Source organism: Paracoccus sp. UBA5162, from assembly GCF_002413585.1.
Lineage (GTDB): Bacteria > Pseudomonadota > Alphaproteobacteria > Rhodobacterales > Rhodobacteraceae > Paracoccus.
The window spans coordinates 1-21,269 of the sequence record NZ_DHXG01000061.1 but is presented as its reverse complement, the minus strand read 5'-3'; the positions used below and the strand labels follow the sequence as shown (position 1 = coordinate 21,269).

Annotated in this window: 17 protein-coding genes and 1 tRNA gene; 9 read left to right on the top strand and 9 right to left on the bottom strand. The window is 65.1% G+C overall.

Annotated elements, in window-relative coordinates; all coding sequences use genetic code 11:
- The first annotated feature begins 185 nt into the window (after positions 1-185).
- Complete coding sequence (locus B4A72_RS09210) at positions 186-1,637, top strand: TrkH family potassium uptake protein (RefSeq protein ID WP_292958083.1); 1,452 nt, start codon at positions 186-188, stop codon at positions 1,635-1,637.
- 3 nt (positions 1,638-1,640) lie between these two features.
- Here B4A72_RS09210 and B4A72_RS09205 read toward each other — a convergent pair whose 3' ends face one another.
- Positions 1,641-2,519 carry a bifunctional helix-turn-helix transcriptional regulator/GNAT family N-acetyltransferase gene (locus B4A72_RS09205; protein WP_292978394.1) on the bottom strand — a complete coding sequence of 293 codons (879 nt, stop codon included), beginning with the start codon at positions 2,517-2,519 and terminating at the stop codon, positions 1,641-1,643.
- Between the two features lie 197 nt (positions 2,520-2,716).
- Here B4A72_RS09205 and B4A72_RS09200 point away from each other — a divergent pair, with 197 nt between their 5' ends.
- Together B4A72_RS09200 and B4A72_RS09195 are read left to right on the top strand one after the other, a co-directional pair.
- Entirely contained in the window at positions 2,717-3,139 is a 423-nt protein-coding gene (locus B4A72_RS09200; protein WP_292958079.1) for an OsmC family protein, read from the top strand.
- Positions 3,139-3,981, top strand: a complete 843-nt coding sequence (locus B4A72_RS09195; RefSeq protein ID WP_292978392.1) for a transglutaminase-like domain-containing protein — start codon at positions 3,139-3,141, stop codon at positions 3,979-3,981. Before B4A72_RS09200 ends, B4A72_RS09195 begins: the two co-directional genes overlap by 1 nt.
- A 98-nt stretch (positions 3,982-4,079) precedes the next feature.
- On the opposite strand, the gene B4A72_RS09190 is transcribed toward B4A72_RS09195, so the two are convergent.
- Positions 4,080-5,684: a peptide chain release factor 3 gene (locus B4A72_RS09190; protein ID WP_414692185.1), complete on the bottom strand. Its 1,605-nt coding sequence runs from the start codon at positions 5,682-5,684 to the stop codon at positions 4,080-4,082.
- A gap of 284 nt (positions 5,685-5,968) precedes the next feature.
- Between B4A72_RS09190 and B4A72_RS09185 the strand changes: the two genes are divergently transcribed.
- Positions 5,969-6,832, top strand: a complete 864-nt coding sequence (locus B4A72_RS09185) for a hypothetical protein (protein WP_292978390.1) — start codon at positions 5,969-5,971, stop codon at positions 6,830-6,832.
- 4 nt (positions 6,833-6,836) lie between these two features.
- On the opposite strand, the gene B4A72_RS09180 is transcribed toward B4A72_RS09185, so the two are convergent.
- The 6 genes from B4A72_RS09180 to B4A72_RS09155 form a co-directional block, all read right to left on the bottom strand.
- On the bottom strand, positions 6,837-8,507 hold the full coding sequence (locus B4A72_RS09180; RefSeq protein WP_292958071.1) for a formate--tetrahydrofolate ligase: 1,671 nt from the start codon (positions 8,505-8,507) through the stop codon (positions 6,837-6,839).
- Between the two features lie 57 nt (positions 8,508-8,564).
- A complete protein-coding gene (locus B4A72_RS09175) occupies positions 8,565-8,987 on the bottom strand; it encodes a universal stress protein (RefSeq protein ID WP_292958069.1) in 423 nt (140 codons plus the stop codon).
- Positions 8,980-11,808: a TRAP transporter permease gene (locus B4A72_RS09170; RefSeq protein ID WP_292978388.1), complete on the bottom strand. Its 2,829-nt coding sequence runs from the start codon at positions 11,806-11,808 to the stop codon at positions 8,980-8,982. Before B4A72_RS09170 ends, B4A72_RS09175 begins: the two co-directional genes overlap by 8 nt.
- Before the next feature lie 89 nt (positions 11,809-11,897).
- Complete coding sequence (locus B4A72_RS09165; protein ID WP_292958063.1) at positions 11,898-12,869, bottom strand: TAXI family TRAP transporter solute-binding subunit; 972 nt, start codon at positions 12,867-12,869, stop codon at positions 11,898-11,900.
- 255 nt (positions 12,870-13,124) lie between these two features.
- Positions 13,125-14,450: an aspartate aminotransferase family protein gene (locus B4A72_RS09160; protein WP_292958061.1), complete on the bottom strand. Its 1,326-nt coding sequence runs from the start codon at positions 14,448-14,450 to the stop codon at positions 13,125-13,127.
- Between the two features lie 30 nt (positions 14,451-14,480).
- Positions 14,481-15,065 carry a uracil-DNA glycosylase family protein gene (locus B4A72_RS09155; RefSeq protein WP_292958059.1) on the bottom strand — a complete coding sequence of 195 codons (585 nt, stop codon included), beginning with the start codon at positions 15,063-15,065 and terminating at the stop codon, positions 14,481-14,483.
- A gap of 160 nt (positions 15,066-15,225) precedes the next feature.
- On the opposite strand from B4A72_RS09155, the gene B4A72_RS09150 reads away from it, so the two are divergent.
- The 4 genes from B4A72_RS09150 to B4A72_RS09135 are packed head-to-tail and all read left to right on the top strand — an operon-like array spanning position 15,226 to position 19,862.
- Entirely contained in the window at positions 15,226-15,879 is a 654-nt protein-coding gene (locus B4A72_RS09150) for an ABC transporter ATP-binding protein (RefSeq protein ID WP_292958057.1), read from the top strand.
- Complete coding sequence (locus B4A72_RS09145; RefSeq protein ID WP_292958055.1) at positions 15,863-17,713, top strand: capsule biosynthesis protein; 1,851 nt, start codon at positions 15,863-15,865, stop codon at positions 17,711-17,713. Before B4A72_RS09150 ends, B4A72_RS09145 begins: the two co-directional genes overlap by 17 nt.
- Entirely contained in the window at positions 17,710-18,552 is an 843-nt protein-coding gene (kdsA, locus tag B4A72_RS09140; protein ID WP_292958053.1) for a 3-deoxy-8-phosphooctulonate synthase, read from the top strand. The genes B4A72_RS09145 and kdsA overlap by 4 nt, the downstream gene beginning before the upstream one ends.
- Positions 18,549-19,862 carry a mechanosensitive ion channel family protein gene (locus tag B4A72_RS09135; RefSeq protein WP_292958051.1) on the top strand — a complete coding sequence of 438 codons (1,314 nt, stop codon included), beginning with the start codon at positions 18,549-18,551 and terminating at the stop codon, positions 19,860-19,862. Before kdsA ends, B4A72_RS09135 begins: the two co-directional genes overlap by 4 nt.
- A gap of 3 nt (positions 19,863-19,865) precedes the next feature.
- Here the strand turns inward: B4A72_RS09135 and B4A72_RS09130 are convergent, their stop codons facing one another.
- A complete protein-coding gene (locus B4A72_RS09130) occupies positions 19,866-21,050 on the bottom strand; it encodes an NAD(P)/FAD-dependent oxidoreductase (protein ID WP_292958049.1) in 1,185 nt (394 codons plus the stop codon).
- Between the two features lie 94 nt (positions 21,051-21,144).
- On the opposite strand from B4A72_RS09130, the gene B4A72_RS09125 reads away from it, so the two are divergent.
- A tRNA-Gln gene (locus tag B4A72_RS09125) sits at positions 21,145-21,219 on the top strand.
- The last annotated feature ends 50 nt before the right edge of the window (positions 21,220-21,269 follow it).

The window sequence follows — 21,269 nt, the reverse complement described above, 5'->3', positions numbered from 1 at the left end:
ACGCCCAGCGGCAGCGACCGGACCGGGCCTGCCCGGTCCGACCCCCCTTTTTTTGCCCTTCCGCCGCGGCGTCCGGACTCGCCAACCGGCTTGGGCCGCGCAGCCGGGCCACAGGTCCCGCGCCCCGTGGCACAGGGCATGGATGCGCGCTTGACGCCTGACGGGGCGCGCGGCAAGCAGGCGGAATGATCGACCTGCGCCCCGTGGCCCATCCCATCGGAAAGATCCTGATCGTGCTGGGCGCGGGCATGACCCTGCCAATGGCGCTGGATTGGTGGGACGGCAATCCGAACTGGACCATCTTTCTGCAATGCAGCCTGCTGACCATGGTCGCGGGTCTGCTGACGATGGTGGCCACCGGAGGCGAGGAACGCTCGCTCACCATCCAGCAGGCGTTCCTGGTCACCTCCGGGCTGTGGGCGGTCCTGCCGATCTTCGGCGCGCTTCCCTTCATCCTGGGTCAGCCCGAGGCCAGCCTGACCGACGCCTATTTCGAAGCCATGTCCGGCGTCACCACCACCGGGACAACGGCGTTTCCGGCGCTGGATGACCTGCCCAGGGGCGTGCATCTGTGGCGCGGCATCCTGCACTGGAGCGGCGGGCTGGGGATCGTGGTGGTGGCGATGGTCTTTCTGCCTGTGATGAAGATCGGCGGCATGCAGTTCTTCCGCTCGGAAGGGTTCGACACCCTGGGCAAGATCCTGCCCCGCGCCGGACAGATCGCGGCCGAGATGACCCGGCTCTACCTGTTTCTCACCGCCGCCTGCATCGTTACCTACCTGTTGCTGGGCATGACCGGATTCGATGCGGTGATGCACGCTTTCAGCACCGTTTCGACCGGCGGATTCTCCAACTATGATGCCAGTTTCGGCCGCTATCTGGGCGCGCCGGAATGGGCGGCGTCGGTGTTCATGATCCTGGCCTCGATCCCCTTCATCCGCATGGTGCAGGCGATGCGCGGAAATTTCGTGCCCTTTTGGCGCGATGTCCAGATCCGCGCCTATCTGCGCTGGATCTTCTATGCCTGCGCGATCATCGTCGTCTATCGTCTGCTTTACGTTCAGCAGGACGCGCGCCCGGCCGAGGTCATCCGCGAAACCGTCTTCAACACGATCTCGACCTTTTCGGGGACGGGATTTTCCTCGACCGACATCACCCAGTGGGGGCACCTGCCCTTCGCGATCCTGATCGTCTGCGGGCTGATCGGCGGCTGTACCGGCTCGACCGGCTGTTCGGTCAAGGTTTTCCGCTATCTGGTCCTGTTCGAGGCCGTGCGCGTGCAGGTCCGCCGGATGCATTCGCCGCACCGCATCTATGCCCTGCGCTACGAGGGCCGGCCGCTGGACAAGGATGTGGTCGATTCGGTCATGGCCTTCTTCACGCTTTTCATGCTGTCCTTCGGTCTGCTGATCGTCGGACTGTCGCTGACGGGTCTGCATCCGAAGACGGCGCTGACCGCGGCCTGGACGGCGATCGCCAATGTCGGCCCGGCCTGGGGGCCGGAGGTGTCGGAAAACGGCTCGATCGCGGATTTTCCCTTGGCGGCCAAGTGGATGATGATCTTCGGCATGTTTCTGGGGCGGCTGGAACTGATCTCGGTCCTGGTCCTGTTCTTGCCGCGCTTCTGGCAACGATGACCGTCAGAGCCGTTTCTCGAAGAACAGATCGGGATAGGGATCGTCGTTGAACCGCGGGATCGCGGTCCAGCCGAGGCGCCGATACAGGGCCACGGCCTCGCGCAGCGCGCTGTTGGTGTCCAGCAGCAGACGCGCCCTGCCCTGTGCGCGGGCACAGTCCTCGATCCGGTCCATCATCCGCCGCGCCAGCCCCAACCCGCGCGCCGAGGGCGCGACCCAGACGCGCTTGACCTCGGCGCTTGTGCCGTCCGGACGGCCCTTCAGGCCGGCGCAGCCGATCGGCATGTCCTCGGCGACCGCCACCAGAAACACCCCGCGCGGCGGCATCATGTCCGCCGCCTCGGGATCGCAGGACAGCGACACGTCGAAGCCGCGCGCGAACCGTCTGGCAAGTTCGCCGTAATACTGCCCCAGACAATGCAGCGCCGCCGGATCGCGCGGATCGACCTCGCGCAGCGCGATCCGGTCACGCCCGAAAGCCGTCGCGATCAGGTCCATTGCCTCCAGCAGGGCTTGCCTCTGGGGATGGCGGTCCAGCAAGGCCCGGGCGCGATCATCGGCGATCGCCTCGTAGGCGTCGAATTCGGCCCGCCCGGCCTCGGTCAGCCTCGCCCGCCGCCGCCGTGCATCGCCCGGATCGGCCGTCATCGCGATCAGCCCCTCGGCCTCCAGCCCGCGCAGAAGCCGGCTCAGCAGACCGCTGTCCAGTTCCAGATCGGCGCGGATCGCGGCCACGTCCTGCCGGCCCCGGCCGATCGCATTCAGAACCCTCGCCGCGCCAAGCGGCCGGCCCCGCCCCAGAAACGACCCATCCAGCGCCCCGGTCTCGGTCGTCACGGCGCGCTGGAACCGGCGCAGGCGCAGAACGGGATCATCATACATCGCAAGCCTCGCGATCCTTACCTGACCCTGGTCAGCTAAATCCGATCGCGATGCCGCGCAAGCCTGGATGTTGCCGATCGGTCGGCCGCAGCGGAGGCTGCGGTGAGGAAACGCCCCGCCGTTAATATTTCCTTGTCCGCCGAACTACCGCAGGGCCCCCGCGTTGTCACGACAGACATCATCACGGAGGACGACGCATGATTACCCGCAAAGGATCGGCCAAATGGGACGGTGGGCTGAAGGATGGCAAGGGCCTGGTCTCGACCCAGTCCGGCGCATTGTCCGATCAGCCCTATGGCTTCGGCACCCGGTTCGAGGACAAGCCGGGCACCAATCCCGAGGAATTGATCGGCGCGGCCCATGCCGCCTGCTTTTCCATGGCGCTGGCGATGATGCTGGAACAGGAAGGCATCTCCGGCGTGAGCATCGAGACCAGTTCGAAGATCGGCCTGGACAAGGAAGGCGAGGGGTTCGCGGTCAAGACCGCCCATCTGGTGACGACGATCGGCGCCGACGGCGATGAATCGAAGGTGCTGGAGGTGGCGCAGAAGGCCAAGGAAGGCTGCCCGATCTCCAAGCTGCTCAACGCCGAGATCACCATGGAGGCATCCGTTCGCTGATGCTGATCCGGATCGGGCACGAATTCATCATCAAGACGGCGCAGGACACGCCGCTCATCTGCATGACCGCGCCCCATGTGGCGCGGCATGCCGATTTCGTCGCGCCCGAGGCGGTTCACACCGCGCCGCAGGTTCCGGTTCACGATTATTTTGACAGATACGGCAATATCTGCCGGCGCATGACCGCGCCGGCGGGACGCTTCGTGCTGTCGAGCGACGTCACGCTGCATGATAACGGCTTGCGCGATCCGGTGGACGAAAGCGCCGAGGAATGGCCGGTCGAGGGGCTGCCCGACGAGGCCCTGTCCTTTCTTGGCGGCTCCCGATATGTCGAGACCGACCTGATCAGTCAGGAGGCCTGGGACCGGTTCGGCGGCATGAAACCCGGCTGGGGCCGGGTGCAGGCGATCGTCGATCACGTCCACGGCCGGATCCGGTTCGACTACCAGCAGGCCCGCGCCACCCGCACGGCCACCCAGGCCAACAGCGAATGCGTCGGGGTCTGCCGCGACTTTGCCCATCTGGCGCTGGCCTATCTGAGGGCGCTGAACATCCCCGCCCGCTATGTCAACGGATATGTCGGCGACATCGGCGTTCCGGCGGATTCCGCTGCGATGGATTTCGCGGCCTGGATCGAGGTTTTCCTGGGCGGCCGGTGGTGGACCTTCGATCCGCGCAACAACCAGCGCCGGATCGGCCGGGTCGTGGTCGCCCGCGGCCATGATGCGGCCGACGTGCCGCTGATGAACAGTTTCGGCCAGCATGTGCTGGAAAGCTTTCGCGTCTGGTGCCATCCCGTCGACGGGTCCGGAAGGGAACTGGACGGGATGCTGTTCGCATGATTTGGAGTCTCGAGGATGGTCGCCGCCCTGATGGCCGGCGATCTCCGACGCCTTGGCATGCTGAAAGCGGTCTGGAAGGGCGCGGAGCCCGGCCGGGATCAGACCATCATTTCCTTCGTGGCGGTCAGTCCCAGATCGGGATGATCGCGTTCGACGCGGTCGATGTCCCATTGCAGGCGCGTGAGATAGACCAGATCACCGTCATGGTCCTGCGCCATCTGGCCCTTGTTGGCATTGGCGAAAGCCTCAACCTTGTCCTTCGGTCCCGTCACCCAGCGGGCCGAGGTGAATTGCGAGGCCGCGAACCGGACCGGAATGCCGTATTCCAGTTCGATCCGGCTGGCCAGGACATCGAATTGCAACGCGCCGACGACGCCGACGATGAATCCCGACCCGATCATGGGCTTGAAGACCTTGGCCGCGCCTTCCTCGGCGAATTGCATCAGGGCCTTTTCCAGATGCTTGGCCTTCATCGGATCGGTCGCGCGCACCGATTGCAGCAATTCGGGCGCGAAGGACGGGATGCCGGTGAAACGCAGCGCCTCGCCCTCGGTCAGCGCATCGCCGATGCGCAACTGGCCGTGGTTCGGAATCCCGATGATGTCGCCGGCCCAGGCCTCGTCGGCCAGTTCACGGTCCGCGGCCAGGAACAGCACCGGATTGGACACGGCCATGGGTTTCTTCGTGCGCACATGGGTCAGCTTCATGCCGCGTTCGAAATGACCCGATGCAAGGCGAACGAAGGCAACCCGGTCGCGATGCCTGGGGTCCATGTTGGCCTGCACCTTGAAGACGAAACCGGTAACGGCCTTTTCCTCGGGCGCGATCTCGCGGTTGGCGCTGTTCTGCGGCTGCGGCGGGGGGCCGTAGGCACGGATCCCGTTCATCAATTCGCGCACGCCGAAGGAATTGATCGCGCTGCCGAACCAGATCGGCGTCAGATGGCCTTCCAGAAAGGATTTGCGATCGAAGGCGGGCAGCAATTCGCGCGCCATCTCGACCTCTTCGCGCAATCTGGAAAGAAGCTCGTCGGGCAGGTGCCGGGCCAGTTCGGGATCGTCCAGACCCGCGATGCGGATCGATTCCGCCACCCGGTTGCGATCGGCCCGGTCCATCAGATCCAGGCGGTCGTGCAGCAGATCATAGCAGCCCAGGAAATCGCGGCCCTGCCCGATGGGCCAGGACGCGGGGGACACGTCGATCGCAAGGTTTTCCTGGATCTCGTCGATGATCTCGAAAACATCGCGGCTTTCCCGGTCCATCTTGTTGCAGAAGGTCAGGATCGGAAGATCACGCAGACGGCACACCTCGAACAATTTCCGGGTCTGGCTTTCCACGCCTTTCGCCCCGTCGATAACCATGATCGCCGCATCGACAGCCGTCAGCGTCCGGTAGGTATCCTCGGAAAAATCGCTGTGGCCCGGCGTATCGACCAGGTTGAAACGGTGCCCGTCATAGTCGAAGGACATCGCCGAGGCCGACACAGAAATGCCGCGATCCTGTTCCATCTTCATGAAATCCGATCGCGTCCGGCGCGCCTCGCCCTTGGCGCGGACCTGTCCGGCCATCTGGATCGCGCCGCCATAGAGCAGGAACTTCTCGGTCAGCGTAGTCTTGCCTGCATCCGGATGCGAAATGATCGCGAAGGTCCGGCGGCGGGCGATGTCGGCGGGAAGATCGGGGCGGTTCTGCATGGCGCGCATCTAGCGCGACAGAGGGGAAAGCGCAATCGCGCATCAGGGCCGCACAGGACGGCCGAACCATTGCAGAACATGCAGGGAAACTGCGCAATAATAGATGAATGCAAATCGTGATCGCGACAATTTGGCTTAAGTATTGACAGTATGTTAATCAGATTACCAATATCAAAAGGTTGTTTCTGGATCGCTCTTTCTTGCATATAAATGCCGAGAATGATCCTGGCGCGTTCGCGCGCATTTCCGGCCGGTACATGGTGATGGTTAACGATCTCAGGAAAGTGTATCACATGACGCTCGACACTTCTTACGATCAGATGATGCATATCCTCTCGGCACGAGGGCTGGAATGGGTCCGGCGCCATGTCGACGCGCTGCCCGATCCCCTGCCGGCCGGACATGACGCCGTGGCGCCGTTGTCCCAGGCCGCGCGCCTCGCGCCGGTCTGTTCCGGGTTGCGCGGCAGTGTCTCGCCACTGGAGATATTCGTGCGGCGGCGTCTGGATGATCGGCTGGTTGCGGAGGTCTGCGATCTGATACGCCGCAAGGGGGCCGAGCCCGAAATCTGTGACACGCTGGCGGCGGCGCAGGGGCTGGGGCTTGGCGGCGGCGCGCTTTATCGCGCGATCAGGGATTTCTGCGACCGCGACGATCTGGATCTGGCGGCGCAATTGGCCTTGCAGACCAGACCCGCGCCGCCCTTGCTGACCGCGGCCGAGGAATGGTTGCGCCGGCCGCTATCCGCCGCCGCTCTGACCGCGGATCGGGCCGACCTGTTCGGGCGCCTGGTGATGCAGATCTACGGCTTTGGCGCACAGCGCCCGAAACTCAGCACCGCGCGTGCCTATGGCGAGATCTTCGAGAATTGTCTGCGGATCGCGGATTGGGCGCTGCGTCGAAAGGATCTGACGGTGCTGGCCCGGATCATCTATTGCATCTGCCTGATCGACCCCGATCACGATGTCGGCCCATGGCTGTCCGACATCGTCGCAAGCCAGCGTCCCGACGGCTCATTCCCGGACCGGACCGGATTTGGCACGCAAGATCAGGATTTCGCGGTCGCCGGACGGTCCACGATCGCGGCTGTCGCGGCGTTGCACATGGTGCGCTATCGCCGCTGGCACAAACCGCCGCCCGACCGGATGGCGGCCTGATCGGTCAGAACAATCCCTCGACCTGACCGCTGGCGTCCAGCCCGATGGTCTCGGCTGACGGGTGCCGCGGAAGACCGGGCATGGTCATGATTTCGCCGCAGATCGCCACGACGAAACCCGCGCCCGCGTTCAGCCGCACCTCGCGAACCGGGATCGTGTGGCCATCGGGCGCGCCACGCTGGTTGGGATCGGTGGTAAAGGAATATTGCGTCTTGGCGATGCAGACCGGCATCGCACCGTGGCCCGCCTCTTCCCAGGCTTCCAGTTGTGCGCGGATGCCCGGCGCGGCCTCGACGTGGGCCGCGCGATAGATGCGGGCGCAGATCGTCTCGATCTTCTGCCACAGCGGCATCGAGGATGGATAGAGCGTGTGGAAATCGGCCTTGCCGCTTTCGGCCAGCGCCACCACCTCGCGGGCCAGATCCTCGGCCCCTGCCCCGCCCTCGGCCCAGTGCCGGGCCAGCACGGCCCGGACATCGTGATGGGCGCAATAATCCTGCAAGACCGCGATCTCGGCCTCGGCATCGCCATCGAAATGGTTCAGGGCCACGACGACGGGCAGCCCGTAGCCACGCAGGTTTTCGATATGCCGGCCCAGATTGGCGCAGCCGCGCCGGACGGCGGCGGGATCCCGGGTCGAAAGATCGGCCCTCGCCACGCCGCCATTCATCTTCAACGCCCGGATCGTCGCGACCAGCACGACCGCCGAGGGCGCCAGATTCGCGATGCGGCATTTGATGTCCAGAAACTTCTCGGCCCCCAGATCGGCGCCGAAACCCGCCTCGGTCACCACATAGTCGGACAGCGCCAGCGCCGCGCGGGTGGCGATGGCGCTGTTGCAGCCATGGGCGATATTGGCGAAGGGACCGCCATGGACCAGCGCCGGATTGTTTTCCAGCGTCTGCACCAGATTGGGTTGCAGCGCGTCCTTCAGAAGCACGGTCATCGCGCCATCGGCCTTCAGATCACGCGCCGTGACAGCCCGGCGATCGCGCGTATAGCCGATGACGATGCGGCCCAGCCGGGACTGGAGATCGGCCAGATCGGTGGCCAGGCACAGGATCGCCATCACCTCGGACGCCACGGTGATGTCGAAGCCGGTCTGGCGCGGAAAGCCATTTGCAATCCCTCCCAGCCCAAGCGCCATCTCGCGCAGCGCGCGGTCGTTCATGTCCATGACCCGCCGCCAGGTGATCCGGCGCGTGTCGAGATCCAGCGCATTGCCCCAGTAGACGTGATTGTCGATCATCGCCGACAGCAGGTTGTGGGCGCTTGTGATCGCGTGGAAATCGCCGGTGAAATGCAGGTTCATCTCTTCCATCGGCACGATCTGGGCCCGGCCCCCGCCGGCGGCGCCGCCCTTCATGCCGAAATTCGGCCCCAGGCTGGCCTCGCGGATGCAGATCGTCGTGCGCTTGCCGATCCGGTTCAGCGCATCGCCAAGTCCGACAGTGGTCGTGGTCTTGCCCTCGCCCGCGGGCGTCGGGTTGATCGCAGTGACAAGGATCAGCCGCCCCGCCTTGTGGACAGGCAGCCGGGCAAGCGCGTCATGGGTGATCTTGGCCTTGTCATGGCCATGGGGAAGGATGTCTCGCGCGCCCAGCCCAAGCCGGGCGGCGATGTCCTGAATGGGCAGCTTCTGCGCGGCGCGGGCGATCTGGATATCGGATGTCATGGCACCAGAATGCCCGAGGCTGCGCCCCTGTCAACGCGCAAGCCGGCCCCCGTCCGCCTAGCGCACGACAAGGACCGAGATCGGCGCATGGCGCACGACCGCATTGGCATGGCTGCTGATCAGGATGCTGCGCAGCTCGTCCGGCTGGTGGCTGGCCATGACGATCAGGTCGGCGCCGATCCTGTCGGCGCTGCGCAGGATGGTTTCGGCGACATGGCCATGTCCCACATGGGTCACGACCTTCTCGCCCGGCATCTGCTGTTCGGCGAAATTGTCCAGCGCATCCTTCATCGCCTCCAGCGCCTGTTTCTCGAACCCTTTTGGCAGATAGGTCGCAACCATGGAGGATCCGATGTCCAGAACGATTCCCAGCAGATGGATCGTGCCGGTCGCGCCCGCCTGCGCGCGCGCGGCGGGAAGCGCCTTTTCCCAGCTTTCGGGATCTTGCAGGTCGATGGGCAGCAGGATCGTGTCAGGCATGGCTCAGCCCCTTTTCCCGGCGCCGCGGCGTGGATTCATCCGGTTCGATCCGGCGCCGCTGCAGCCAGACCACCAGCGCCAGGATCAGCAAGGCGGGAATGTAGATCCAGTATTTCGACGGGGCGGGCGCCGGTGCGCGGACCAGCAGGATCTTTTGATCCCAGTCCAGACCCGCCGCCTGAGCCGGGCTGTCGAAGGCCACGTTGTCGATCACCACCTCGTCGCCGTTCCGGATCGTCTCGATGCCCAGGGCCTGCATCCGCTCTTCTCCGGTGGCGCCTTGGGGCACCTCCAGCAGCGCGGTGAACTCGACAGGGTCTCCGACATCGTTCAAGCCGGCCACCCGCAGCCGCAACGGATCGCCCACGGGCGAATCCTGCAACGCCTGCGCGAATTCCGTGGGCGGCAGGTCGTCATAGGGCGGATAGATGTAATCCATGAAAAAGCCGGGCCGGAAGATCGCGAAGGCGACCAGCAGCAGCAGCACCGTCTCCCAGATCCTGTTGCGAACCAGGAACCAGCCCTGCGTCGCGGCCGCGAACAGCAGCATCGCCACCGTCGCCGTGATGAAGACGAAGATGCCGTGGATCCAGTCCACGTTGATCAGCAGAAGGTCGGTGTTGAAGATGAACAGGAAAGGCAGCGCCGCGGTGCGCAGGCTGTAGAAGAAGGCGATGACCCCGGTCTTGATCGGATCGCCGCCTGACACCGCGGCGGCTGCGAACGAGGCCAGCCCCACGGGCGGGGTCACGTCGGCCATGATGCCGAAGTAGAACACGAACAGATGCACCGCGATCAGCGGCACGATCAGTCCGTTCTGCTGGCCCAGCGTGACGATGACCGGTGCCAGCAGCGCCGAGACGACAATGTAGTTCGCCGTCGTCGGCAGGCCCATGCCCAGGATCAGCGACAGCACGGCCGTCAGCAGCAGGATCGCCATCAGGTTGCCGCCCGAAAGCACCTCGACCACATCGGCCAGCGCCGAACCGACGCCGGTCTGACTGACCGCGCCGACGATGATGCCCGCCGTCGCCGTCGCGATGCCGATGCCGATCATGTTGCGTGCGCCGGAAATCAGCCCGTCCACCAGATCGTCGACGCCCGATCGCATGGCCGCCCCGATGGCGGCGTTTCCGGTCCGGTCGGTGCCGCGCATCATCACCATCAGCGGCCGCTGCGTCAGAAGGATGAAGATCATGAAGGCGGTGGCCCAGAAGGCCGACAGCCCCGGCGAGAGGCGATCGACCATCAGCGCCCAGACCAGCACCACGATCGGCAGGATGAAATGCAGCCCCGACCGCACCGTCGGCCCCGGCAGCGGAAGCTGGGTGACCGGCGCGTTGGGATCATCCATCTGCAACGGCTTCTCGCGCGAGGCGATGTAGAGCAGGCCCAGATAGGCCGCGACCAGCAGCGCGAAGACCACCCAGATCGCATCGGAACCGAAGGTGGGGCGGATCCAGCCCATCGTCACCTTCAGCAGGAACCCGAGGATGCCGACCGCGACGATGCCGAACAGGAAACCGATCAGGCGACGCATCAGCGGCCCCGGCGTATAGGCGCGCGGCAGACCCTTCATGCCCGCCTTCATCGCCTCGAGATGGACGATATAGACCAATGCGATATAGCTGATCGTGGCCGGGATGAAGGCGTTCTTGACCACATCGAAATAGGGAATTCCGACATATTCGACCATCAGGAAGGCGGCGGCACCCATCACAGGCGGCATGATCTGACCGTTCACCGACGAGGCGACCTCGACCGCGCCGGCCTTTTCGGATGAAAAGCCCACCTTCTTCATCAGCGGAATGGTAAAGGTGCCGGTCGTGACGACATTGGCGATGGACGAGCCGGAAATCAGGCCGGTCATCGCCGAACTGACGACGGCGGCCTTGGCGGGGCCGCCGCGCATGTGGCCCATCAGCGAGAATGCCACCTGGATGAAGTAGTTGCCCGCCCCGGCCTTGTCCAGCAGCGCCCCGAACAGCACGAACAGGAACACGAAACTGGTCGAAACGCCAAGCGCGATGCCGAACACGCCCTCGGTCGTGATCCATTGGTGATTGACCACTTCCGCCAGCGAATTGCCCTTGTGGGCGATGATGTCCGGCATGTAGGGGCCAAGAAAGGTATAGACCAGAAACACCGACGCCACGATCATCAGCGCCGGACCCAGGCTGCGTCGGGTGGCCTCCAGCAGCAGAATGATCCCGATGACGGAAATCACGTAATCCTGCATGATCGGCGCGCCCACGCGGGACGAAATCCCGTCATAGGCGAAATAGATGTAAAGCGCGGCAATGGCCGCGACGATGGCCAGCGCCCATTCCCAGGGCGGCACCCACGACTTGGGACTGCCCAGCAGGATCGCGGCGATGACGGCGGCGCCGACGATGGGGATCCACCAGACCGGCACGCCGGTCTTGGATCCCATGATGAACAGGACGACCATCAGCGCCGGCACGCCGACGCCCAGGATCAACTGGAACGGCGTGCGCTCTGCCGGATAGGCCATATAGGCCAGAAACAGCGCGAAGGCGAGGTGGATCGATCGCGTCTCGGTGTCGTTCAGAACCCCGAAACCCACCATGAACGGAATTGGCGAGGCGATCCACAGCTGGAACAGCGACCAGGCCAGCGCGGTCATCAGGATCAGCTTGCCCACGAAGCCGGGCGGCGTCCGTGCCCCGGTATCGGAGGATGCGACGAGCTCGTCGATTTCCTGCTGCGACAGGCCGCCATGGCCCGAGGCGGCCATCTCGACGGCGCTGGCCTCGAACTGGTCGTCCTTGTGGGACTTGTCCCGATCCGTCTCGCTCATCGCAGCATCCCCCGTTGTCTGGGCTTGTTGTCGTTATGGTCAAGAGCGATGGGCGGCCCCGGCAGGGCCGCCCGTGACTTGCGCCGGAATTACTGGATCCAGCCCTGTTCCCTGTAATATTTCTCGGCCCCCGGATGCAGCGGCGCGCTGTTGCCTTCCGTGACCATCTCCTTGGGATCGAGATTGGCGAAGGCCGGATGCAGCTTCTTGAATCGGTCGAAATTGTCGAAGACCGCCTTCACCACCTCGTAGACCACGTCTTCGGGCACGTCGGCCGAGGTCACGAAGGTCGCCTTGACGCCGAAGGTGTTGGTATCGTTGTCGGTTCCCGGATACATGCCACCCGGAATGGTCGCCTTGGCGTAATAGGGGTTCTCCTTGACCAGCTTGTCGATCTCGGGGCCCTCGACCGGGACCAGATTGGCGTCCACGGTCGAGGTCGCCTCCTGGATCGAGCCATTCGGATGGCCGACGGTATAGACGATCGCATCGACCTTGTTGTCGCCCAACGCCGCGGATTGTTCCGCCGGCTTCAATTGCGAGGCCAGCGCGAAGTCGTTCATCGTCCAGCCCTTGGCCTTCAGCACGACCTCCATCGTGGCCAATTGTCCCGAACCGGGATTGCCCACGTTGACCCGCTTGCCCTTCAGATCGTCGAAGGTCTGGATATTGGCATCCTTGCGGGCGACGACGGTGAACGGCTCGGGATGGACCGAGAACACGGCCCGCAGCTTGTCGACCTTCTTGTCGCCCTCGAAATCGGGAACATCGCCGTTATAGGCGTGATACTGGATATCGGACTGGGCGACGCCCATGGTCATGTCGCCATTCTTGATCGCATTGACATTGGCGACGGATCCGCCGGTCGAGGGCGCGGTGCACTTGATACCGGTCTTGGCGGTGTCACGGTTGACCAGACGGCAGATCGACTGGCCGACGACATAATAGACGCCGGTCTGTCCGCCGGTGCCGATGGTGATGAATTTTTCCTCCTGCGCCTGGGCAGCGCCCACGCCCAGGGCGAGGGCGGCGGTCAGCAGAAACGGTCCGAATTTGGTCATAGAGCTTGCTCCCTTTGATGGTCCGGGACGAGACCCGTCCCCTCCCGCAGCTTTGGCGCGGGTTCGTGAATACGGTAACGCAGTCCTGCGCTTTGGCAATCCCTAATGCCTGAACAGGAAGGTTTTTGTTTGTTTCCGAAGGCTTGCCAAGGAAATTTCAGCCATCGCTTGATTCGCCGGACGTCCCATCGCCCGACGGGAAGGAATTCCGATAGCGGCGGCGGCGGGCCAGGCAGAACCGCACTGTCCCCGGCGTCAGGCAGGGCAGACCAGTTCCAGCGCGCCGGCCAGCCTGTCCACCAGCATCGCCGTCTCGTCATCAGAGATGATGAAGGGCGGAGCCAGCAGAACGTGATCGCCGCGTCGGCCGTCGATCGTGCCTGACATGGGATAGCAGATCAGCCCGTTCTGGAAGGCCGCCTTCTTCAGTCGCGCCGCGACCTTCAGCGACGGGTCGAAAGGCTCTTTCGTGGCCCGGTCCGCGACCAGTTCGATCCCGCGAAACAGGCCGCGCCCGCGAATGTCGCCCACATGCGGGTGCTGCCCCAGCCGTGCGACCAGCGCCTCTTGCAAGGCTTCGCCCTTCTGCCGGACCTGCGGCAGCAGCCCGCGATCCAGAATGGCGCGCACCACCGCCAGCCCCGCCGCCGTGGCGACGGGATGGCCGATATAGGTGTGCCCGTGCTGGAAAAAGCCGCTGCCATCTGCGATCGCCCGATAGACGATCTTGCTGCACAGCATCGCACCGATCGGTTGATATCCGGCCCCCAAGCCCTTGGCGATGCACAGGATATCGGGCGCGATCCCGTCCTGCTCGCAGGCGAACAAGGTGCCGGTGCGTCCCATCCCGCACATCACCTCGTCCAGGATCAGCAGGATGCCGTATTCGTCGCAGATCTCGCGGATGCGCCTGAAATAGCCCGGTGCGGGCGGCACTGCGCCGGCCGTTGCGCCCACGACCGGCTCGGCCATGAAGGCCATCACCGTTTCGGGGCCAAGGCGTTCGATCTCGTCGCGCAGCGCCTCGGCGGCGCTCAGGCCGTATTCCTCGGGCGTCTCGCCCCCGGCCCGGTCGCGATATTCATAGCAGGGCGCGATATGGCTGACATCCAGCAGCAGCGGGCCGAATTGCTGCCGTCGCCATTCGTTGCCGCCCGCCGACAGCGCACCGATCGTGTTGCCGTGATAGCTTTGCCGCCGCGCGATCAGGCGCGAGCGCTGTGGCTGCCCCTTTTCCACCCAGTATTGCCGGGCCAGCTTGATCGCGGCCTCGGTCGCCTCGGACCCGCCCGACACGAAATAGACCCGGTCCAGGTCGCCGGGCGCATGGGCGATCAGCAGATCGGCCAGCGCCTCGGCGGGTTCGCTGGTCAGAAAGCCCGTATGCGCGAAGGCAAGCCGGTCAAGCTGATCCTTGATCACGCGCGTCACCCCGGCATCGCCATGACCAAGGCAGGACACCGCCGCGCCGCCCGAGCCATCCAGATATCGATTGCCCTCGGCGTCGATCAGCCAGACGCCCTCGCCGCCGATGGCGACCGGGGGCTGGGACTGGCAATGGCGGGGAAAGACATGCGACATCGAGGGCTCCTGTTCTCGGCCAGGGGATTTCTAACCCGCATCCAGCCGCGCCGCCACCGCTTCGCGCAGGGCGGGCAGCAGATCGGCGTGAAACCAGGGATTGCGCTTCAGCCAGCCGGTATTGCGCCACGAAGGATGCGGCAGCGGAAAGATCGCCGGCGCGTGATCGCGCCAAGCGGCCACGGTTTGCGTGACATTGCCGGCGCCCAGATGCCAGCGCATTGCGTGACCGCCCACCAGCAGCGTCAGATCGGGTTGCAGCAGGTCCAGAACCTGCGCCCGCCAGGTCGCGGCGCAGATCGGCGGCGGCGGCAGGTCGGCCCCCTTGCCGTCATAACCCGGAAAACAGAAGGCCATCGGCACGATGGCGATCCGGGCGCGGTCATAAAAGGTGGCCTGGTCCACGCCCATCCAGTCGCGCAACCTGTCGCCCGAACGATCGGTGAAGGGGCGTCCGCTTTGGTGCACCCGCATCCCCGGTGCCTGCCCGACGACCAGGATTCGCGCGCCCGGCGCGAACCAGGTCACGGGACGCGGCGCGTGGCGCGTCGCGGTCGCCGCAAAGCGCGGCGCGCAGAGGCGGCAGGCGGAAATCCGGTGCGAAAGATCGCTCATCCGACCGATCTAGTGAAAATGCCGCGCGAAAACACCCTGTGCCTTAACGATTTCTCAACGCCGACCGCGTCAACTGGACAGCATAACGGCGCAGACATATGGTCTGGGCAGGTCCGGCCGGGCCGGATCACCACCGCAGGAAGGATCGCGACGCAAAGCCATGCTGGAATTCGACAATGTCTCGAAATCCTTCTGGACCGGCACGCAGCGCAAGGTGATCCTGGATCGTGCCTCCTTCCGTGTCGAGCCGGGGCATTCGCTGGGCATCCTGGCGCCCAACGGCACCGGCAAGACGACGTTGGTCAACATGATGTGCGGGCTGGAAAAACCCGATGAGGGCACGATCCGATCAACCTCGCGGATCTCGTTTCCGCTGGGATTCATGGGCGGGGTCGTCACCAAGCATTCGGCCAACGAGAATGCCCGCTATATTGCGCGCATCTATGGACTGGATCCCGATTACGTGGCCGCCTTCACCCGCTGGCTGACCGATATCGACGAATATTTCGACATGCCGGTGGGAACCTATTCCGCCGGGATGCGCCAGCGCTTCACCTTTTCGCTGCTTCTCGCGCTGGAATTCGACATCTACCTGATCGATGAAGGGATGCCCCAGACGACCGATGTCGAATTCAACCGCAAGGCCGGGTCGGTGCTTTTCGAAAGGCTGCGCAGCGCGACCGTCGTGATCGTTTCCCACCAGCCCGCGACGATCGAGAAATTCTGCCGTTCGGCCGCGATCCTGCGTGACGGCAGGCTCTACATGTTCGAATCCCTCGACGAGGCGAAGCAATATTATGACTACACCGCCTAAGGCCCGGCGCTATCACGCCTCTCCTTCGCAATCGCTGCGGACCGCCGCGACCGGTTCGGACGGGCGCAGCGATGCGGCCAAGGCCGCGCCGGCCAAGGGAATCGAGAATGTTCGGGTCGAGTTGCAAAGAAAGGTCGCGATGCCGACGCGCCACAGCGAAAGCCCGGTCGCGGGCGGCACCGGCTCCAACCCCGCAACGGATCCGCCCGCCTCTCCCGAACCCGGGTCCGAGGCGGAGCGCGAAAGATTCATGCGCACCGAACCGGTCGATGACGGTTTTCCGGCGCTCGGGGCGTCGCAACTCGATGACAAGCCTGCCCAATCCGTCCGCAGCGACGATGAGCCGGACCTGAAGGCCAAGTTGCAGCTGATCCAGGAGGAACAGCTGACCGACCGCCAGCTTCGGATCGCCCGGCGCATCGCCCTGCTGCACCAGATCCCGGTTTCATCGGACCAGGAGGCGGTGTTGCGGCTGCGCGAACGGGGCATCGATCCCTCGCACCGGGCGGCTCTGGGCCAGATCCTGTCAAGCGAAGGGAGCCGGGCGCAGGCCGCGCCTTCGGCCAATGCGCCGGCGATCATGCCGCAACCGTCGCCCGTGGCCGTTCCCACGCCCCGAAAACCGGGCACCGAGGTCGGCCCCGTGCGGCCGCAGATGCCCTCTCGCGAGGCGCTGACCGAGGAACGGCGGGCGGCCGAAATTTATCGGATCCAGCGCGATATCGCGCGCCGCCGCCGCCGCCGTCTGTTCATGCTGACCCTGCGCCTGCTGCTGTTCGTGGCGCTGCCCACGGCGCTGGCGGGCTGGTATTATTTCCGCGTTGCGACACCGCTTTACGCCACCTTCTCGCAATTCCAGATACAACGGGCCGAATCCGCCTCGGCGGGGGGCGCCGGCGGTCTTCTGGCCGGTTCGCAGCTTGCCACCAATCCCGATTCCGTGGCTGTGCAAAGCTATCTGAATTCGCGCGATGCGATGCTGCGGCTGGACGCCGACAAGGGCTTCAAGGCCGCCTTCCAGCAGCCGGGCATCGATCCGATCAAACGGCTTCCCCTCGATGCCAGCAATGAAGACGCCTATGCCACCTACAGGAATTCGGTCAGGATAGGCTACGATCCGACCGAAGGCGTCATCGACATGGAGGTGATCGCCCCCGATCCCGCCCTGAGCGAGCAGTTTTCGCTGGCACTGATCCGATATGCCGAGGAACAGGTGGACAGGATGACCGCCCGCCTGCGATCGGACCAGATGGAGGGCGCCGCCGAATCTTATCGCGACGCCGAGACCAAGGTTCTCGACGCGCAGCGGCGGGTCCAGGAATTGCAACAGGACCTGGGTGTGCTGGATCCGGCCGCCGAAGGCACGGTGGTGATGAACCAGATTGCCACGCTGGAAGGGCAACTGAGCCAGAAGCGGCTGGAACTGGGTCAGTTGCTGGCCAATCCGCGCCCCCAGCAAAGCCGCGTGGACGCCGCGCGCGGCGACATCTCGCGGCTGGAAAAGATGATCGCCGATACCCGCCAGCAACTGACCCAGGGCAACGAACAGCGCGCCTCTCTGGCGGCGATCACCGGCGAGCTGCGCATTGCCGAAAGCGATCTGGCGACACGCCAGGAATTGCTGGCCGCGGCGGCGGCGCAGATGGAAGGCGCCCGGATCGAGGCCAACAAGCAGGTCCGCTATCTGTCGCTCTCGGTCGCCCCGGTTCCGCCCGACGAGGCCACCTATCCAAAGGCGGTCCAGAACACCATCGTGGCCTTTCTGATCTTTTCGGGTATCTACCTGATGCTGTCGCTGACCGTATCCATCCTGAGAGAGCAGGTTTCCACATGACCACATCACGCCACATCCGCATCGGCCCCGTGACCTGCGGCAACGATCTTCCGCTGACGTTGATCGCGGGGCCCTGCCAGCTGGAAAGCCTGGAACACGCGCTCATGATCGCCGAAAGCATGGCCGAGGCTTGCCGCGCGGCGGGTGCGGGCTTCGTCTTCAAGGCCAGCTACGACAAGGCCAATCGCACCTCGCTGAGCGGCAGGCGCGGGTTGGGGATCGAGGAGGGACTGGCGATTCTGGAAACGGTCCGCGACCGGATCGGCTGCCCGGTCCTGACCGACGTGCATGACGCGGCGCAGGCGGTCCGCGCGGCGCGATCGGTCGATGTGATCCAGATCCCCGCCTTTCTGTGCCGCCAGACCGACCTGCTTCTGGCCGCCGGGCGGACCGGCGCTGTCGTGAATGTCAAGAAGGGCCAGTTCCTTGCGCCCTGGGACATGGCCAACGTGGCGCAGAAAGTCGCCTCGACCGGCAACGACAGCATCCTGCTGACCGAACGCGGCGTCAGCTTCGGCTACAACACCCTGGTTGCCGACATGCGGTCGCTGCCGATCATGGCGCGCAGCGGCTACCCGGTGATCATGGACGCCACCCATTCGGTGCAGCAGCCGGGCGGCCAGGGCGGCTCGTCCGGCGGCCAGCGGGAATTCGCACCGGTCATGGCGCGCGCCGCGGTGTCGCTGGGCGTGGCCGGCGTCTTCATCGAGACGCACGAGGATCCCGACAACGCGCCCTCGGACGGTCCCAACATGGTCCCGCTTCAGCAGATGCCTGCCCTGATCGCCTCGCTGATGGCGTTCGACCGCTTGGCCAAGGCCGATCCGCTGACATCATGATTCGGGCGCTGCTGCTGTCGATTCTTCTTGTCCTGCCGTTTGCCGCGGTTTCGCAGGCGCGGGAGGATGGCGGCGTGATCACCGCGCCTTCGGGGACGATTCCGGTCGGAGACAACGCGGCGTCAGACGCAGCGATCCGGACCCGGATCGACAGCATCCTGTCGCAGGTCAGCGCCTTCGACAAGGTGCGCGCGAGGGTCGATGCGGGCATCGTTCGGCTGACCGGCGAGGTGACCGAGCAGGTGCAGATCGATCGCCTGAATGCACTGATGGCGCGCGTGGACGGGGTCGTGGCGATTCAGAACGACGTGATCCTGACCACCGATATCGGGTTGCGGCTGGGCACCGTCCGCGACCGTTTCCTGCAACGGTTGAACCAGGTGATCGCCGGCCTGCCCTTCGTTGCCCTGGGACTGGTCGTCGGTGCGCTGATCCTGCTGGTCGGCAGCTGGATCTCGCGCCGCGAACGAACCTTGGCGCGGGTCGCGCCGAACCCCTTCATCGCCGGCTTTCTGGCCCAGGTCATCCGCCTGATCGCCTGGATCGTGGCGCTGGTGGTGGCACTGGATCTGATGGGCGCGACCGCACTTCTGGGCACGCTGCTGGGCGCGGCAGGGATTTTCGGCCTGTCGCTCAGCTTCGCGGCCCGCGACACGATCGAGGGCCTTGTCGCAACCATCCTGCTGTCGCTGCGCCAGCCCTTCGGTCCCAACGATCTGATCGAGGTAAACGACCAGCGCGGCCGCGTCATCCGCATGACCAGCCGAGGCACCACGCTGCTGACGCTGGATGGCAATCATATCCGAATCCCGAACCAGATCATCTACAAGGCAGTGCTGACCAACTATACCCGCAACCCCGAGCGTCGCTTCCTAGTCGATCTCGTGATCGACCCGGTCTCGGATCTCGGCCGCGCCCGCGATCTGGCCCTGAGGGTGCTGGCGGGAATGAGCTTCGTGCTGCAACGCCCCGAACCCGTCGCCTGGGTCGAGGCGACCAGCCCCGAAACCCTCGTCATCCGGGCTGGCGGCTGGGTCTCTCAGGACGGAACCGATTTCGATCTGGCCCGCGGCGAGGCCTTTCGGCTGCTGCGCCGGGCCATGGACGCCGAGGGGTTCGGTCTGCCCGAGCCGATTCATCGCATCCATGTCGAGGGGGCCGATCCGTCCCCTGCCGCCCAGCCGGTGCCCAGGCCCGCGGCCACGCGTCGTGAAAAGCCTCCCGATCTCAGCCCCGACGCGACTTTCGAGGAACTTCTGGACCGCGAAAGGGGTGATGGCCGCAATCTGCTGACGCCGGTCGGCGAGTGACGATCAACCCCGTTCCATGCCCCGGGCTGCCGCATCGGCCGACGCCCAGGCCCATTGGAAATTGTATCCGCCCAGCCAGCCCGTCACATCGACGCATTCGCCGATGAAGAACAATCCCGGCACCCGCCGCGCCTGCAGGCTGCGGGCATCCAGGTCGCGGGTATCGACGCCGCCCAGCGTGACCTCGGCCGTGCGATAGCCTTCGGTCCCGACCGGCCGGACCTGCCAGCGATTGATGCGCGCGCCAACCGAATCCAGCACGCGATTGCCCTGATCGGCCAGCCTGGCATCCGTCAGCCCGGCTTCAGCCGCCACTGCCGAAGCCAGCCGCTCGGGCAGAAACCGCCCAAGCGCGGTCGCCACCTCCACGCGGCCCGCCCGCCCCCGCGCGGATTTCAGCGCCGCGGCGACGTCGTGATCAGGCGCAAGATCGATCTGCAACGTCTCGCCGGGGCGCCAGAAACTGGAGATCTGCAGGATGACCGGTCCGCTGAGCCCGCGATGGGTAAACAGCAGCGCATCCCGGAACGCGCCGTCGCCATGCACGATCCTCGCCTCGACCGAAACACCCGCAAGTGGACGGCACAGGGCCAGATCCTGATCGGCAAAGGTCATCGGCACAAGACCGGGACGCGGCTCCGAGAGGCGCAGACCGAATTGTCGCGCCAGGTCATGGGCCAGCCCGGTCGCGCCCATTTTCGGGATCGACCGGCCGCCTGTCGCCACCACCAGCCGGCGCGCGGCGACAGGCCCAGTGTCGGTTTCGACGACGAAACCATCAGGGGTGCGCTCCACCGCGCCGATCCCGGTCCTCAGCCGCAGATCCGCGCCGCGCATCCGCTGCAGCAACAGGTCGGTGATCTGCGTGGCCTTGCCGTCACAGAAAAGCTGACCCTGCGACTTCTCGTGCCAGCCGATTCCCGCGCGATCCACCAGCCCGACGAAATCCTCGGGGCGATAGCGCGCCAGCGCGCTGGCCGAAAAACGCGGATTGCCCGACAGGAACCTTTCGGGCACGCTGGCGAGATTGGTGAAATTGCACCGCCCCCCACCCGAGATCCGGATCTTTTCGGCCGGGCGGGCGGCGTGATCCAGAACCAGAATCCGCCTGCCCGGCGCCAAGGCGGACCCCGCGCAGAATAATCCGGCCGCCCCGCCGCCCAGAATGAGAATGTCCACCTGCTCCATCCGCGCGCCATAGCGGCCCGCCCCGGAACACACAAGTTTTCCCGATTTTCGACTTGCAGCCTACGGAGGTCTTGGCTATTCACGCCCGCACGGTTGGGGCGTGGCCAAGTGGTAAGGCAACGGTTTTTGGTACCGTGTACCGTAGGTTCGAATCCTACCGCCCCAGCCACTTTTTTTACTCTTCTTTTAACGAAATAAGCTTTTCGCTCCACATACGCT